Raw genomic sequence first — 14433 nt, forward strand, 5'->3', positions numbered from 1 at the left:
CGCTATTTTAATAAAAACCTCTTATCAGTTGTCCTAAATTAGTTGACCACTACATGGTAATGGCGTTGTCAGTATTTATAGCCGTATAAGTCGCTTCAGTACCAGTACCTGGATTCTTAGTTTTCAAATAAGCACTAGATGCAGTAACTGTTAGGATGCCATCATCACCAACTTTACGTTTGCTGTTAGAAGTTGCAACTATGTTGATAGTAGCAATTTCATTAGGCGCTAAAGTGATTTTACCGCCATTAGCAATTGTCTTAGAGGTAGCGTTTAAATTTGTAGTATAGGTTATAACGTAACCGCTATAATCAAAATCGTCTTGTCCTGTACCAGCCCCGTTAGTCACGTTAGCGATATCAATGGTGTATTCATCAGTGACATTACCTTTGTTCTGTAGCGTATGATTGAACTTTACATTTTGGTTAGCTTGTGGATTGATAATCTTATTTGTGTTATCAGTTAATAGTTCAAATGAACTTAGCTCATTTACTTTAACAGTAACGGTATTCGATGTTGCACTCTGCTTATCAGCCGTATTAGTACCAACAAAATAAGTAGCTGTTGCTTGGTTAGTAACATCAACTGTAATATCACTGCCAGTACCAGTCGGTGTAGCAGCGTTAGTAGCAGTAGTCACGCCCATAGCAGCTATAATTCCAACGGTTAATACTGAGTAATTAAATAAATTTGGTTTCATACGGTCATTCTCCTAAAAGGGTGATTATTCTACGATTGTATTAAGCGCCACGGCGGCAGACTTCTGTGCTGGTAATAACTTGATATTCCAGCGCAGGGTACGGTATTCAGAAAACGGAATTTTGACCATTTTGCCATCGACTTTACGCATCAGTGGCATATCGGCATAGTTCTTGCCATCGATACTGGCTTGAGCACTGGCAGGATTAGCTTCACCAGTGAAAGCCATATTGGCAGGGATAGGCAATACGACAGCCAGATCTTGGATATCTTTATTAATAATATTGCTGTATGTTGCCTTGTACTGAATGACCGTACCCGCTGGAGCATTACGAACTGGTAGATAAGAGATCTTACCTTCGGCGTTTTTGGTGACTTGATTGGCTGTTAAATCCATTTTTAAGGCATCATTGGCGTGAGCAGCACTTAGTGCTATTACCGACGCTAAGCTTGCTAATATGGCACTGCGTAAAAAATTAAAACCTTTCATATCGTATTCCTTGCTTAAACCATTATTATCAAGTCAATCTTGACTTCGTCCCATGCAATGTAAAAACTGCAATCAACTATGAATAAGAGATGCTGATAAAGTTAGAATTGTTCCTTAATATGATTGTCACGCAAACAATACAAATATTCACCACAAAAACGACAAATGGTATTTTGGAGTACACAAACGGTAAAAGCCCTATCTATAGAGATAGGGCTTTTGTCAGTAAAAAATATTCTTTAGAGTTGATAATATAGCAAGGGGGAATAGTTACTAAGGATTCACAGTAGTGCCGTATTTGATGTTGAAGCGAATAGCTCGACGACGATCGGAGCTAGTAATTCCTAGCGGGAAGCCATTAGTTAGCACTTGACCATTATTACCAATCGATACTGAGCTATTAGAAAAAGAAGGCACACCGCTGTTTTCTCCAATAGGTGTAGGCGTGGCTAAAGTAGACGTTACAAGAGCACCATTTTCTCCTTTTTTCTGTAAGGTGTCTCTAATAATGATATCTGTCAAAGGCACATTACCACGGTTAACCGCTTCAATCCTATAAGCGATACACTGGCCTGGTATGATGTTAGATATTGGGTTTGTACTATAAACAGTACTGGCGCTACCCGTATAATTAACACTAATGGTCGTCAGGTCAGTCAAGCTGCAATCATGGACATATTGACTCTTGAACAGTACTAGAGCTGCATTATCTTGAATAACATCACCGAAGTTGTTATCAGGATAATTAAATGTATTATTTGTAATGTTTATTTGTCGCACATTGCTCGTAGTGTCCACAGAGTATGTGTAATTATTAGGTTCATTCTGAGTAGCACAGAGCCTCGTATTGCTTCCAAGCTGTGCAGGTGTCAGAGTGAAACTATAGGTTCCATCAGGATTGATGTTCATAGTTTGAGATGTAAACGTACTTGTACTCGTATCACCTGTACATTTATTTAGGGTGATGGTATGACCTGTAGTAAAAGGAATACCAGATTCAGTTGGTGAATCGTATTTACCATTGAAGTAAAGAGGGTTATTTAGATATTTATCGGATACATCATCTTTAGTGGGGTTTGTGATTTTACCATTGTCGTTAAACACGATGCCTGAGAATACATAATTAGGCCTGCCGTTCGTGATTGTGCAAATCCAGTTATCTCCGTAAGTCATTTTTATGTTCTTTGGGTCTAAAATGGTTACGACTTCATTATTACCTGAATTTTTACATACATATGAAGCAGCATAGTCTGCTAAGTTAGTCGTTCCGGCTATCGCTTCTGTTAATGTGTAGGTTTTAGTAGGGTTAACTTTAAAAGTCCCTGTAGTACCCGTACCAGTAGTGACAGTATTACCTGAACCCCTTGTTGTAGTCGAAGTGATGCCATTAGTGACGACTGAGCTATCGGCATTGTCTTTGATTTGCACAGTGAATTGATCAGTATTCGTTTTACGAGAAGTCGAAAGCACTTTTGAATATGTTAAGCGAGGTTGTGGTTGGTAGCAGTAACCGTCAAACTTAATATAAATAAGCTGATCACCAGGATCGTCTAAACGATCGACACGTCTATCATAATATTTCAGGTTAGGATTATTGCCATAGGTCACTTCCACCCTAACTATAGGCGGATCGGAGGGTCGATCGAAAGCTACTGAAACTTTGCAATCGTTATCTAAACCGCTGCATGCCACATTACTTGTAGTATTCATTTGACGATAAGGAGCAGATTCAGATATCCCTGTACCTCTAAACTTCAAGACTGGGGTGACTGGTATATCTGTACTTGTAAAGCCTGTTATAGTAGCTTGATCAAAAAACTCAAAATAACGCCTGTTTGCGCCATCGTATCCCGCAATATTTGTATCTATATCAAATATACTTAAGCTGACGTTACTAAGTGGCTGAGGCTGTTTAGTGAAATTATTTTTAAAAGTATATGAGACAGTCCGTGTACTTAATACAGTGGAAAAATCTTGGAAAAATTCAAAAACCTGTGTCCCTCCGGATACCACAGATTGATAAGTATTGGACGATCCAGCAGTTGTGGTTAAAGATCCATCAAGGATCAAAGAGTTAGAGACAATTAAATAGCTCTCACTCTTTACACCAACTATATCTTGATCGATTTTAGGATTAGGTGGTGAGACAACTGGAGCCAAACTAGTATAATCCTTGCTATCAAAATTATCAGAGATATAACCAACAGGACACTCAACTGCAGCTAAGGCTGAACTATTTATTAAAAGCATAATAATCGCGGCTATCAATGCCAGCACCCGATATATATGTTCACTGAATAGTTGTGAAATTATTGAATTTAGAACGTATGGCATTTTATGCATATGATTATTCCTATAAGAAGCTAAAACTTGCTATAAGCGTTTAACTAGTTCTCAATTATTTCACTAACTAAACTAATGTATATATTACGTAACTTAACATATTAAGCAATAATTTCGTAAAAGTCCTACGAAGTGGATGAATGGCAGATATTTCATGACCAGCTACAGTATCTAGTTATAGATGTCAGCTCGTTAGCAAACAATCCTTATATTTCTTTGAAACATTTCTAAAAAAACTAATGATTATTTATTTCAAAAATACTTGTCATATCACCATTTCTTTACAGCTATAAACAACTGCAGCATAAGAGCCTATAATAAAGAGTTATTATCATTTGATAATTGACTATAAAAGTTGGGTTAGCATTTTATTATCTAACCACTTTTAAATACTCAGTTCATATGCGATGGATAGTAGCGCTGTTTTTATTTTGGCTATGTGAGGCTGCTCCAGGTTATGAGTCGGTCAAATACTGCTGCATAACCGCACCCTACTATAAATCTCGCTTCTTAAAATTAACAAGGAAGTCATTGAGAAAATTATTCCCGCACGACAATATTGAAGTAACACTTTGATTTAATAATATCCTGTCTTCGGGCAGGACTGACTGATAAAAAAGGACAATAGTGATGAATTATTATAAGGATGCTGATAGCACCGAAACCCAAGAGTGGCTGGAAGCGTTTGAATCTGTTATCAAACATGCAGACAAAGATCGTGCTCAGTTTCTGCTAAAAGCTTTATACAATATGGCAGTTCAAGAAGACCTGCCGTTCAATCGTCTCGATACCGCTTATATCAATACCATCGCCGTTGAAGATGAACCGATGTACCCTGGCGACCTAACCATTGAGCGCAAAATCCGTGCTTTGATTCGCTATAACGCATTGGCCATGGTCATGCGCGCGAACAAAAATGACGACGATTTGGGTGGTCACTTAGCAACATTCGCTTCTAGTGCCACGCTATATGAGACAGGTTTTAACCATTTTTTCCGTGCTGCTAGCGATCATTTCGGTGGTGACATGATTTATTATCAAGGTCACTCAGCACCCGGTATTTATGCGCGTTCTTATTTAGAAGGTCGATTGACCGAAGATCAGCTTGATAATTTCCGTCGTGAAGTCGGCGGCAAAGGCTTATCAAGCTATCCGCATCCATACCTTATGCCTGATTATTGGCAGTTCCCAACCGTATCGATGGGACTTGGTCCGATCATGTCGATTTATCATGCGCATGTACATCGCTATATGGAAAACCGCGGTTTGCTAGAGAAAGAAGGTCGTAAGATTTGGACATTCTTGGGTGATGGTGAAACGGATGAGCCAGAAAGCTTAGGGGCTATTTCTCTCGCTGGCCGTGAAAAGCTAGATAACCTTATATGGGTCGTCAACTGTAATTTACAGCGTCTTGATGGTCCAGTCCGTGGTAACGGTAAAATTATCCAAGAGCTAGAGTCTGTATTCCGCGGCGCTGGCTGGCGTGTGATTAAAGTTATCTGGGGTGGTAAATGGGACAGCTTACTTGCCAATGATAAAACGGGCGTGCTCAAACATCGTATGGAAGAAGTGGTCGATGGTGAGTATCAGCTATACGAAGCCCGTACAGCTGAGTTCACTCGTAAAGAGTTCTTTGGTAAATATCCTGAGTTAGAAGAGATGGCTGATGCGCTATCTGATGAGGATATCTCGCGCTTGAATCGTGGTGGTCATGATCCAATGAAAGTGTATGCTGCGTTCAGCGAAGCGATGAAAACCAAAGGTCAGCCAACCGTTATTTTAGTCAAAACCGTTAAAGGCTATGGCTTATCGGCTCAAACACAAGCGGTCAATAAATCACATCAGATTAAGAAACTCGATCAAGAAGCTTTGATGTATTTCCGTGATCGCTTTGATTTGCCATTTACTGACGAGCAGCTAGAGACGCTACCATTCTATCGCCCTGAAGAAGGTTCAGCGGAGATGAAGTACCTTAAAGGTCGCCGCGAAGCGCTAGGTGGTCATTTACCAAATCGCCGCAGTGGTCATATCCCATTGAATATTCCTGAACTTTCAATGTTTGATCGGGTATTAAAAGGCAGCAATGGTAAAGAGCAGTCGACGACGATGGTATTCGTACGCTTGTTGTCAGCCATGCTAAAAAACAAAGACATCCAAGATCGTGTCGTGCCAATCGTACCTGATGAAGCACGTACTTTCGGTCTAGAAGGTATGTTCCGTCAGTTGGGTATCTACTCGGCGGTTGGTCAAAAATATACGCCAGAAGACAGTGAAGCTTTGATGGGCTACAAAGAAGCCATCGACGGTCACATGTTAGAAGAAGGTATCAACGAAGCAGGCGCAATGAGTACGTGGATTGCGTTGGCAACCAGTTATTCTGTGAATGCGTTGCCGATGATTCCGATGTATATCTACTACTCAATGTTTGGTTTCCAACGTGTGGGTGATTTGGCTTGGGCGGCAGGTGATTGTCAAGCACAAGGTTTCTTACTGGGTGCAACAGCTGGTCGTACCACCTTGAACGGCGAAGGCTTGCAGCATCAAGATGGTCATTCACAGATTCTATTTAACGTCGTGCCTAACTGTGTGACTTATGATCCTTGCTTCGGTTACGAGCTAGCAGTTGTCATGCACGACGGTCTACGCCGTATGTACGGTGAAGGCGAGCGCGTTTATTATTACCTAACGCTAATGAATGAAAACTACGAGCAACCTGCGATGCCAGAAGGCGCGGAAGAAGGTATCAAGCGTGGTATGTATTTGCTCGAAGACAATGGTTCAACCCAAGTGCAGCTATTAGGCTCTGGCGTTATTTTACGTGAAGTACAAAAAGCGGCGCAGATTCTAAAAGATGAGTTCAATATCACTTCCAACGTTTGGAGTGTGACCAGCTTTAACGAGTTGACTCGTGACGGCATGGTTTGTGATGATTACAACCGCTTGCATCCAATGGATGAAGAGAGAGTGCCTTGGGTCACTGAGCAGTTAGCGCCGCATGAAGGTATCGTAGTCGCCGCGACGGATTATATGCGCAATTATTCGGAGCAAATCCGTGCTTGGTTGCCAGACAATCGTCCTTACACGACGCTAGGGACTGATGGCTACGGCCGTTCTGATACTCGTGAAAATCTGCGTAGCTTCTTTAACGTTGATGCGGCTCATATCGTGGTTGCCACGCTCAAACGCCTAGCGGATGAGGGTGAAGTTGAGATGCGTTTGGTGAAAGATGCCATCTCAAGTTTAGGCATCGATGTGGATCAGCCACCTGCATGGCAACAACAGCCTTATTATGATCATTCTCCTGATGCACCAGCACCTGGTAATGTCAATCCAAATCCTGTCCCTGAATTTGTCGCTGAAGATGATGATGAAATCAGCAACGAGGGTCGGGCTGAAGATCAAGCGGATGCGACTTTACTTAATAACGGTGACGTCAAAGAATAATAATCATAAGACTAGGAGATAAATCATGGATATTAAAGCCCCCGATTTGGGTGTTGATAGCGCCGAAGTCAGCGAAATTATGGTAGAAGTGGGTGATGTCATCGCAAAAGATGACAACATCATTCTATTAGAATCTGACAAAGCCTCGGTTGAAGTACCAAGTTCCGCTGCTGGCAAAGTCACCAAAATCAGCGTTGCTGTTGGTGATCAGGTCAGTGAAGGTATGGTACTGATTGAGCTTGAAAGTGAAGCGGACAGTGTGGAAAGTGATGACGGTAGCGCTGCTGATGACAACCAACAAGCGAGTGATACAGAAGCCGCTGCTGCTAAGCCAGAAACAAAGGCTGAGCCAGCAGCAACTGAATCAAAGCCATCAGAGCCTAGTGACGAGCCTGCGTCTAACGCTGGCAAAGCCACGACTCATGCATTACCTGATCTAGGTGTTGATGAAGCGCAAGTTTCTGAAATCATGGTCAGTGTTGGTGACATCGTGACTGCGGATCAATCAATCCTATTGATTGAATCTGATAAAGCATCGGTAGAAGTACCCGCACCAGTCGCTGGTAAGATTGAAAAAATACTGGTCGAAACAGGTGATATGGTTGCTAATGGTCAAGACTTTATCATTATCATGAGTAGTGGTGCAGATGCTGCTGATGCAAGTGAGTCTACATCAGATAGCGCTGAGCCAAAGCATTCAGCACCAGCCAAATCAGAAGAGAAAGCTGCTGCTAAAACAACGGGTGAGCCAAAACAGGCAGAAAAACCGTCAACGCCTAATGCGGTCGCTAGTAAGCAAGCTGATAAATTGACTGAAGCACAGGTCAATGAAAAGTTGGTTGACGTATATGCAGGTCCAGCCGTGCGCAAGCTGGCACGTCAGTTAGGTGTCGATATCACCCAAGTGAATGGTTCGGCGCTAAATGATCGCATTCTAAAAGAAGACTTGTTTGCGCATGTTAAAGAAAGCTTAAACACTCAAAAAGCGGCACCTGCCAGTGGCAATGTAGCCAGCGCTAGCCTGCCAAGCTTACCTGACATGAGCAACGTTGAGATTTGGGGTGAAACAGCAACCCAAGACCTTAGCCGTCTACAAAAAGTCTCGATACCGCAGCTCAACTACAATACCTTGTTGCCACAAGTGACCCAGTTTGATTTGTCTGATATCACTGAGACAGAAAAACTGCGTGGCGAGCTAAAAGGTAGCATGAAAGCTGAAGGTATCGGCTTCACGATTTTAGCCTTCGTGGTCAAAGCGACGGCCTATGCCTTAACGCAGCATCCACGCTTTAACAGTCATTTAAGCGACGACAATACGCAAGTTATCTTACGTAAAAGCGTAAATATGGGCATCGCGGTGGCAACGGATGATGGTCTCATCGTACCTGTTATCAAAAATGTGCAGGATAAAGGCTTGAAGCAAATCGCCATTGAAATTGGTGAGCTTGCCGTAAAAGCACGTGACAAAAAACTCACTACTAAAGATTTGCAAGGCGCAAGCTTTACCATATCAAGCCAAGGTAACTTGGGGGGCACTGCCTTTACGCCATTAGTAAATTGGCCTCAAGTGGGTATTTTAGGCGTGTCTGAGGCAAGCATGCAGCCACGTTGGGATGCTAAAAAGCAAAGCTTTGAGCCGCGTCTCATGTTGCCATTGTCACTGTCTTACGATCACCGTGTGATTAATGGAGCAGATGCTGCCGTATTTACCCGTTATATTGCAACATTGCTGGCTGATCCGCGCCGTATTTTGCTGTAAGAATCGTTTGTACTAAAAGGATCTGAAAAAAAGACTGTCTTAGGATGGTCTTTTTTATTATCTTAAGTTGTTGTTATAATTAATAATATTGTTATGTTGGTTAAAATTGGTAGCCGTTTTGGTAGCCAGTAGCTTTATTTTTTGGTTATTGGTAGCCATAGGGTAGGGTAATTATTTAGCTGTTACCTGTCAGGTTTGCGAGCGTTCTTAACATTAACAATTATTTGTACGGGCTGTGGCTCGTTGTGCTGTTCGCTGTCTGCTTTATCAAGTCCTAGTAGTTTAGCCTTAGCTAGTATTGATGCTACCATAGCAGACGCTTGGCCATTCTCTTTGGCTGTCTGTCTTGCATCGTCTAATTCTTTTATTAAGTCATTAATCGTTACTTTCATAAGTTACCACCCTTGTAGTTTCATCGTCTGCTAGTTCGTCCATTAAGTCACTCATTGACTGCACAGCATCGGCATTGACATCTCTAATCACTGGCTTATCTAATCCTAGTAGCTTTGCTTGGCTAATGGTTGCCATGATTAATGCGTTGGGGTTTCTATCCTCAATCGCTATCTGCTTTGCGAGCTGTAAATCTTGGATCAAGTCGTTCATGTCAGGCAGACGCATTTGTAACCTCATCTTGTGCAATTTAATTTATCAAGCGTTGATTGCCATACCTTAGCTGTTAGCTGCTCATGCTCATTCACCAGCTTGTCATACGTGCTGCGGTGCATTCCTTTAGGTCGTTCACCTATGCCATGTGCTACCCCTGCTTGCCAGCCTAAACGCTGTCTAATCGTATGTAAGCGACTGAATAACCTATCAATGGGTTGCTGTAGCTGTGAGTGATAATTAGCACCAATGCAATGACGGCATACATAAGTAGCAGCAAAATATAATACGCTTGTACGCTTTGAGCATGACGGGCATATAAACCAATGACGATAGCCGCCATAGTTGCATGGGGTCTTTGATACTTGAATAGAGTAGTCATAAGCCTTGCCACGGTATTGGTAATTAAGGTCTAAAAAGGGTTCGGCTGCTTGTTTCATCTGTTGGCGATATGCTGAAATATTAATCTTTGAATAGTCGCTAAGACTGCGAGTAGTGGCAATGGCTGGCATGATGATCTCTAATTGTTATCTAAATCATTAGGTAAATTCATCTTTATCATAACATAGTGAGTATTTTTAACCTTATGTTTTCTATACTTAGATAATAGTTATATCTGCAATATCACTTTATACCCTATAAAAAGCTGCTTAAGTTGCTTAAATTGGCTGTAACGTATGAATGGTAAGCGATTGGCTTAAGGTAGGCGTTTGCTTAAGTCTGCTTAAGTTGCTTAAGTTCATCTTGAGTAAGGCTGTTTTGAGTTCAGTTTAAGCAGTTTAAGCAAGCTTAAGATTTGGCTGTCTTAACAAAAAGCCCCTAACCATAAAGGATAGAGGCTAATTAAGCAGTTTAAGCAATATTTCTTAGGTATCAAACGTTATTCATAGAGTTTAGGATTAATATAGATCACTTTCATGCGGCCCTCTAATTCTTGTTTGATATGTCCAGCGGCTTCTAACTTATCGAGCTCATTTTGCAATAGCTTGGTATTCTTACGCATCGGACTAGGTGCATTATTTGATATGTATGTCCTACCTAGTTTATGCGGTGTTTTACCCCTCGCTTTATCCACTAGCCAGCTACTTAGCTTTTCACTGTCGTTCTGCTCGCCTGTGGGCATTGCATCAAGGTAGCGTAAGCGTTCAGTCGTTGAATATTCCACTAACATAAAGGCGCGTTTTATATCATCAGTGGTAACGGTCTTGCGGCCATCAAAGAATGCCATTAGTGAGGCTATACGCGTGGCATTTTCTGCCATACGTGAGGCGTACGCTTTGAGATATTCTAAAACCTGTCCGCTTGCTTGGCGGTTCTCTATCGCTTGCATGCCGTCCTCAAAAGCTTGTAATGCTTCATTGCTTGCCCATTGCATTTTAATGCGACTAGGTGCGCCTGTGCTGTCACTAGGTAGATTGGCTGGCAGTGGATCAAGTAAGCTTTGACAGCGTGACCAGTAGTCTATTAAGTAAGGGTTATCATGTGGTCTGTCATTTCTACGCTTTGGATCATTCCATACTCTTTTACCTCTTAAGTCCTCAGGGCAAGCAATCATAGCCCGTGCTAAAAATCCTTGTCCGCTCATTAGTGGGTCGGTTAATGCTTTCTCTAAGACTACGCGCTGTCCTTGTAGTAAAAAAGTCATACGCACATCATAAGCTTTGGTTCTTGGATTGGCGTAAGCATTCTTTTGTGACCTTGTACGCCCTGCTATGCCACTGCTATAAAGCTTGGTTATCGCGCCTAACGCGCTGCCAGCGGTATCACTTTTCATAGTGTGGCCATTAAAGAATTGACCTGCTTCATCAGTGGATAAACTGGCGTTATACATCTCACCATCAACAAAACGATCAATAAGTGGTTCAATCGTTGCATCATCAAACATAGTAACGGGATTAGGCGGCTTTGGGTTTTCATCTAAAAAAGCGGCTCTGTCTTTACCTTTTAGACTTAATAAATTATTTTCCCATGATGATACGTCACTTAAATAATTAGAATATAGCTGCTTCTCATGCTGATCTATCTTAAAGTGACTTAAGCCCATTACTTGTGTTTTGCCTGTACCACTTTCGCCCTCTGTAATGATAATAAGGCTCGTTGGCTTGTGCTCGCTGCCCATCGGTGCATCAATATGTGCTTGCCCTATATGCGCTATTGCACCTAAAACGGCTTGTCCTGACATTGCTAACGGTACTTGTGTATAGTTAGCAATCGCTTCTATTGGCTTTCGTAGTATCGGCGGCCATGCCTCTATTGGGTAGCGTGTCGGTTTGCTGGGGTCACTTGCAAGCGGTTCAGGTGTGGGCCATGCCACGGCTTTAAGGTCGATTATCTTTGTATCATCAAGGGCTAATATATCGGCATAACTTAAGCCGCCATATTCTAAGTGCTCTAATACTGTTCTGTCACTGGTCACTACTACCTTTACGTTATGACCTGCCAGCGGCTTGCTTACTTCGTCTGCCTTGTTTAATGTCGTAAAGACAGTAACGGGCCTATCTTGTGATAAGTGCTTAACGGTGTCATTAAAAAGCCACTCATTAGGACTGATAGCCATTGTTACATGGTCAGCTTTTAAGCATTCAGCTAACGCCATACCATCATCAAGGTTGCTTGCTGCGATAAGCTCGCTATCATTGCTCGATGGGCCAATAAAGTAAGCAGACGGCTGGCTAGTATCGGTTATGATCGGTTTGGTATGATTATTAGCATTCAAGCATAGTAAGCTTACCGCCTCATAATCTTTGTTATGCAAAACTAGCCCTATAGTGCCTACTGTGTCTAGCCTTTCGCCTGCATATTCGCCTTTGGTTACCGTTACCCTGTCATCAATAACTATTAAGCTTTTAGGGTTCAATAATTGGTAGTTTTGGGCTAAAATATTAAAGCCTGATAGTGCTTCAATAGTTGCTATTGGATAGTCGCCTAAAATGCCAGATAAGCCCACCTTGCCGTGGGTTTTTTCTTGGCTGTCTGTTGGTGTGGTGGTCATTTATTGCCCCTTGCTTGTAACTGGTTCGGCTTGCGCTGCTCTCTATACTTCTTGTAGTAGCTTTTGCGCTTGGCATGCTTACGGCTCTGCTTTGGTGGGTAGGTTTTCATTATTTGCCCTCCTTGTCTTGCGCCTGTGCCTGTTTAGCTGCTTGCTTGATTTGATAGTAGCGGCTGCTTTGTGTGTCCTTTCTTTTCTGCTCTTTGCCATGCTTTGACTTTGCATAGGCAAGTTGAGCGTCCATGAAGGTTTTAGGGTTATCGTTATCAGTAGGCACAAGCGTCCTCCTTGCCATAACCTGTTTGGGCTAATGGTTCGTTGATAATGTCCAGTTGACTGTAAAGCAGATTAATCCAAGTGTCGGCGGCATCTTGCGATAGACGCGCCAATGCTATGGCTGTATGGGGTTCTATTTGACGGGTAGCGATAAGGTGTAGCAGTTGCCCTATGTCATGCAAGGCAGTAGCAGCGGCATTAATATCACATGCAATATCGGATAGCATGATAGACGGCATTAAGATCACTTCGTCATCATCTTTATTAGTAAGGTCTATAATCTTGCGCTGGCTAGTTTGGGTGGTTTTAATTGAGTTACGCATGATGGATAGCTCCTATAGTAATAACTGCCTTTGCTTGCTGGCATGACGGTATAAGTAATAATGAAAGTAAGGCGGTCATTAGTAGCATGTAAACAATAAAGGCGTGGTTACTATGCTTACGTTTCTGTGGTTTGCTGAGCTGCCCGTGGTCGGCTTTTAGATTACTTTTGTTATCGTTGCTCATTTCTTACGTCCTCCACGTTGAAGGCTATTTCTGCTATGTTTTTCGATAGCTCTTTGAGTGAGCTTACTTGCCTATTGATTTTGGGTGTCATTAATAGGTTTTGCATTTTGTTCTCTAATTCTGCAAGCTCTGTCATGGTGTTAATGATGTTTACATTGGCGTGTAAGGTAATGATTAACTGGTCGATAAAGTCATCAGGTATCATCAGCACACCCTCATCTTTTAGCGCGTCCATTACTTTAGTTGTAAAGTCGTTATCACTCATAGTTATCTACCTTGATTTCAGGTGCTAATATAAGCTGCTCCATGATGCCCTCGCTTGTTTCTTCAGCATGTAGGCTTATTCTAAATAAAGCGGACTGTACGGCTGTTAAAACGCCTTTGCTGGTAGGGTCGTCTGCTAATGCCTTGTTTAGTGCATTGAGTGCATAACCTAAGCTCTCACACTCGCTTGAATAGCTTTGAATGTAGTCATCTACTACGCTAAGAGTATGGCTATCTACTGCTACTAGGCATGGTTCTAAGATTTCATTATTATTTTTCACTGTCAGTACCTCCTACAAGATTAAGGCTGGGTTGCATTTGCTTAAGGGTGCTATCAATATCTTGCTGTAGCTGTGGTTTGATCTGCTTGCCACCAACGCAAAGAAAACGCCCTGCTATAGTGAGTCCAGCATCAACCATGCTTAAGTCACGGCATAAGCCATTAAGTCGTTGGCTAAGTTGCTGTTGCTGATTGGCTATTGAGTCAAAGGCGCGAATAACCATTAGTTGAAAGCGTGGGCTAATCCACATCGCATAACTATAGACAAGCTCACGGCATACAAACGTTCCTTGTTGTTGTGACTCACCACCTTGAATGACTTTGTAAGCTACTGAATTTGTTCCGTTACTCACATCTGAGGAACGCTCTATTTCATAAATTAAGCCCTTTGTGGCTTCTAATCGCATAAAGTTACTGGCTTGGTGCTTCTTATTACTGCCACTGGCTCTATGTAGGTCATTGAGTGAGTAAAGCCCGTCTTTCATATCTATATTACTGTTTGAAATAGTAAGCATGATTACACCTCACCAATAGATTGCTGGCGATCAAGGAAACGCAAAATATCGCTATTCCTAAACATAGGAATACCGTTTATATTGATAGGTTTTGGGAATTTATCAGCTTTCCACCAGCGTCTTAGTGTTTGGTGGTGTAGTCCGATTAGTTCGGCTGTGGGCTGAATGCGTGAATAGCCTTGAGGATTTAATGGGGTAGGTTGCTCATCTCTTGCTTGATTGCTGTCATTGATGGTTGCATTGGTATAGCTCATAAGATCA

The 14433-nt window shown here is 42.1% G+C and carries 16 protein-coding genes; 2 read left to right on the top strand and 14 right to left on the bottom strand.

The window, feature by feature from the left end; genetic code table 11:
- Nucleotides 1-49: 49 nt before the first annotated feature.
- The 3 genes from I3252_RS11235 to I3252_RS11245 all read right to left on the bottom strand — a co-directional run bounded on the left by I3252_RS11235 (nucleotide 50) and on the right by I3252_RS11245 (nucleotide 3532).
- Nucleotides 50-700, bottom strand: coding sequence for a hypothetical protein (locus tag I3252_RS11235; RefSeq protein WP_238035245.1), 651 nt, complete (start codon nucleotides 698-700; stop codon nucleotides 50-52).
- 24 nt (nucleotides 701-724) lie between these two features.
- Nucleotides 725-1189: a hypothetical protein gene (locus I3252_RS11240; RefSeq protein WP_238035246.1), complete on the bottom strand. Its 465-nt coding sequence runs from the start codon at nucleotides 1187-1189 to the stop codon at nucleotides 725-727.
- A 273-nt stretch (nucleotides 1190-1462) separates the two neighbouring features.
- On the bottom strand, nucleotides 1463-3532 hold the full coding sequence (locus I3252_RS11245; protein WP_238035247.1) for a hypothetical protein: 2070 nt from the start codon (nucleotides 3530-3532) through the stop codon (nucleotides 1463-1465).
- Nucleotides 3533-4162: 630 nt separating this feature from the next.
- Here I3252_RS11245 and aceE point away from each other — a divergent pair.
- Both aceE and I3252_RS11255 read left to right on the top strand, forming a co-directional pair.
- Nucleotides 4163-6976 (top strand): pyruvate dehydrogenase (acetyl-transferring), homodimeric type, encoded by a 2814-nt coding sequence (gene aceE / locus I3252_RS11250; RefSeq protein WP_055124237.1) that lies wholly within the window; start codon nucleotides 4163-4165, stop codon nucleotides 6974-6976.
- A 25-nt stretch (nucleotides 6977-7001) separates the two neighbouring features.
- Nucleotides 7002-8735, top strand: coding sequence for a 2-oxo acid dehydrogenase subunit E2 (locus I3252_RS11255; protein WP_238035248.1), 1734 nt, complete (start codon nucleotides 7002-7004; stop codon nucleotides 8733-8735).
- 182 nt (nucleotides 8736-8917) lie between these two features.
- Here the strand turns inward: I3252_RS11255 and I3252_RS11260 are convergent, their stop codons facing one another.
- From I3252_RS11260 to I3252_RS11310, 11 genes are all read right to left on the bottom strand, one after another.
- A complete protein-coding gene (locus I3252_RS11260; protein ID WP_238035249.1) occupies nucleotides 8918-9127 on the bottom strand; it encodes a hypothetical protein in 210 nt (69 codons plus the stop codon).
- Nucleotides 9111-9338 (bottom strand): hypothetical protein, encoded by a 228-nt coding sequence (locus I3252_RS11265; RefSeq protein ID WP_238035250.1) that lies wholly within the window; start codon nucleotides 9336-9338, stop codon nucleotides 9111-9113. Before I3252_RS11265 ends, I3252_RS11260 begins: the two co-directional genes overlap by 17 nt.
- Before the next feature lie 23 nt (nucleotides 9339-9361).
- Nucleotides 9362-9850, bottom strand: a complete 489-nt coding sequence (locus I3252_RS11270) for a hypothetical protein (RefSeq protein WP_238035251.1) — start codon at nucleotides 9848-9850, stop codon at nucleotides 9362-9364.
- Between the two features lie 368 nt (nucleotides 9851-10218).
- The gene (locus tag I3252_RS11275) at nucleotides 10219-12330 is read right to left on the bottom strand and encodes a DUF3987 domain-containing protein (protein WP_238035252.1); all 2112 of its coding nucleotides are present in this window, start codon (nucleotides 12328-12330) and stop codon (nucleotides 10219-10221) included.
- A gap of 109 nt (nucleotides 12331-12439) precedes the next feature.
- The gene (locus tag I3252_RS11280) at nucleotides 12440-12607 is read right to left on the bottom strand and encodes a hypothetical protein (RefSeq protein ID WP_238035253.1); all 168 of its coding nucleotides are present in this window, start codon (nucleotides 12605-12607) and stop codon (nucleotides 12440-12442) included.
- Nucleotides 12597-12929 (bottom strand): hypothetical protein, encoded by a 333-nt coding sequence (locus I3252_RS11285; protein WP_238035254.1) that lies wholly within the window; start codon nucleotides 12927-12929, stop codon nucleotides 12597-12599. The genes I3252_RS11280 and I3252_RS11285 overlap by 11 nt, the downstream gene beginning before the upstream one ends.
- Nucleotides 12922-13113: a hypothetical protein gene (locus I3252_RS11290; RefSeq protein WP_238035255.1), complete on the bottom strand. Its 192-nt coding sequence runs from the start codon at nucleotides 13111-13113 to the stop codon at nucleotides 12922-12924. Before I3252_RS11290 ends, I3252_RS11285 begins: the two co-directional genes overlap by 8 nt.
- Nucleotides 13100-13378 carry a hypothetical protein gene (locus tag I3252_RS11295; RefSeq protein WP_238035256.1) on the bottom strand — a complete coding sequence of 93 codons (279 nt, stop codon included), beginning with the start codon at nucleotides 13376-13378 and terminating at the stop codon, nucleotides 13100-13102. The genes I3252_RS11290 and I3252_RS11295 overlap by 14 nt, the downstream gene beginning before the upstream one ends.
- Nucleotides 13371-13658, bottom strand: coding sequence for a hypothetical protein (locus I3252_RS11300; protein WP_238035257.1), 288 nt, complete (start codon nucleotides 13656-13658; stop codon nucleotides 13371-13373). The genes I3252_RS11295 and I3252_RS11300 overlap by 8 nt, the downstream gene beginning before the upstream one ends.
- Nucleotides 13648-14172, bottom strand: coding sequence for a KilA-N domain-containing protein (locus I3252_RS11305; protein ID WP_238035258.1), 525 nt, complete (start codon nucleotides 14170-14172; stop codon nucleotides 13648-13650). The genes I3252_RS11300 and I3252_RS11305 overlap by 11 nt, the downstream gene beginning before the upstream one ends.
- A gap of 2 nt (nucleotides 14173-14174) precedes the next feature.
- Nucleotides 14175-14426, bottom strand: coding sequence for a hypothetical protein (locus I3252_RS11310; RefSeq protein WP_238035259.1), 252 nt, complete (start codon nucleotides 14424-14426; stop codon nucleotides 14175-14177).
- Between the last annotated feature and the right edge of the window lie 7 nt (nucleotides 14427-14433).

This window comes from Psychrobacter sp. Ps4 (assembly GCF_022129285.1).
Taxonomy (GTDB): Bacteria; Pseudomonadota; Gammaproteobacteria; order Pseudomonadales; family Moraxellaceae; genus Psychrobacter; species Psychrobacter immobilis_A.